Origin of the sequence: Streptomyces sp. NPDC012935, from assembly GCF_042900345.1 — a bacterium.
Classification (GTDB): Bacteria; Actinomycetota; Actinomycetes; order Streptomycetales; family Streptomycetaceae; genus Streptomyces.
On record NZ_JBIBBC010000079.1, the window covers coordinates 1 to 1391 of the forward strand.

A 1391-nucleotide genomic window follows, 5' to 3' on the forward strand; every position below is an offset into this window, starting at 1 on the left:
CCTTCAACCACCCCACCGGGTACGACGCAACCATGTCAGGCAAGTCACGCACCTACTGCCGGGAGGCGGAACTGTGGCACTGGTCCGCAAGGGATCACGACGGATCGTCGTCGACGGCACGGCCTATCGCTGGAGGCTGCGCGGGAGACCGACGTACTCCCAGGGACTGGGCTGGTCGCCATGCACGTTCGCGGTCGGGCACGCGGACACCGCGGGCATGACGCTCGTGGTCACCACCGACCAAGCCCATCCCAGTAACTGGCTCGACCGCGAGGCTCGCCCGGTACTGCCGTCCGCCGTTGCCGTGGCCGTCCGCCTTGCCTTGCGTGCCGACGGAACCAGGCACCCCGTTCCACCTCGACCGGTCCGCCGGACTCGAACCCTCGCCCTGGACGGTGTAGAGGCTTCGGACTTCGCCGGGTAAGGTGTCGATCTTCGGCCGGCGGAAGCCGTACGGAGTCCTCGAAAGCCAGGCACATCATGCGTATGGCCGACCACCCGGCACGCCGCCGTCTCGGCGCCGCCCTGGACAACCTCTCCGTCACCTTCCGCGGCATGACCGCCCGTCCGGACGAGCACAACTGCGAGTGTCACTGGGGAAGTCCGGAGGAACTGTCCCTCCTGAAGACGCCGGACGTGGAACTGAACCCGGACCTCTTGCACCGGACCTGGCGGGCGACCGACTGGTCCGACCACTCGGCCGTGCTGCGTCGCATCCTGCCGCAGTTCGCCAAGGCCCTGGTCGCCGGTCGCGTGGAGCCCTTGTTCGGGCTGGAGGAGGCCGGGTACTCCTTCGCCCGCGCCCGCTGGCAGCAGTGGCCCGACCAGCACGCCGATCCGGTACGGGAGTTCCTGCACGCCTGGTGGCTGCAAAGCCTCACCGATCCGGACGCCGCCGTGCCGGCACACCAGGTCTTCGCCATGTGCGCCGAGGCCTCCGGAACGGTCGGCCCCTGGCTTGCCGACTGGGAGAAGGAGACCGGGTACCTCAGCGACCGGCGTCTTGCCGAGGCGGCCGCGGAATGGGAGTACGAGCTTCTGGGAGACGGTCTGCCGTGGCACGTCGACTGGTACGAGCACGACGAGGAGGCGACACGCGTCGAACTGGTCGCCTGGCTCCTCGGCCCCGCCACCGTCCGGCTTCGCGAGTCGGGCGCCTCGGCGGATCTCCAGCACCGGATACGGCTGCTCGGCCTCACGGGCATGGACCGCTACATGGACCCGCACTGGCCCGGCCACCGCTACTGACGGCCGGCGAGGTGGCCGCGAAGTGGTTCAAGGGAACAGCGTGCCTGTGCTGCTCGCCATCTACGCCCGATGTGTGGAACGCCAGCGTGTGGCTGAACCGGCCCTGAACAGCAAAAACGCCCTCCCGAAGGAGGGCGGAGACT

1 protein-coding gene and 1 pseudogene are annotated in these 1391 nt (G+C 69.0%); both read left to right on the forward strand.

From position 1 onward, the window contains the following. Positions 1-73: 73 nt before the first annotated feature. A pseudogene (locus ACFY5C_RS41590) lies at positions 74-401 on the forward strand (hypothetical protein). 79 nt (positions 402-480) lie between these two features. Further along, a complete protein-coding gene (locus ACFY5C_RS41595; protein WP_344410975.1) occupies positions 481-1248 on the forward strand; it encodes a hypothetical protein in 768 nt (255 codons plus the stop codon). The last annotated feature ends 143 nt before the right edge of the window (positions 1249-1391 follow it).

Coding starts and splice junctions, on each gene's coding strand:
- ACFY5C_RS41595 (WP_344410975.1), top strand. CDS start 481: ATGCGTATGGCCGACCACCCGGCACGCCGCCGTCTCGGCGCCGCCCTG.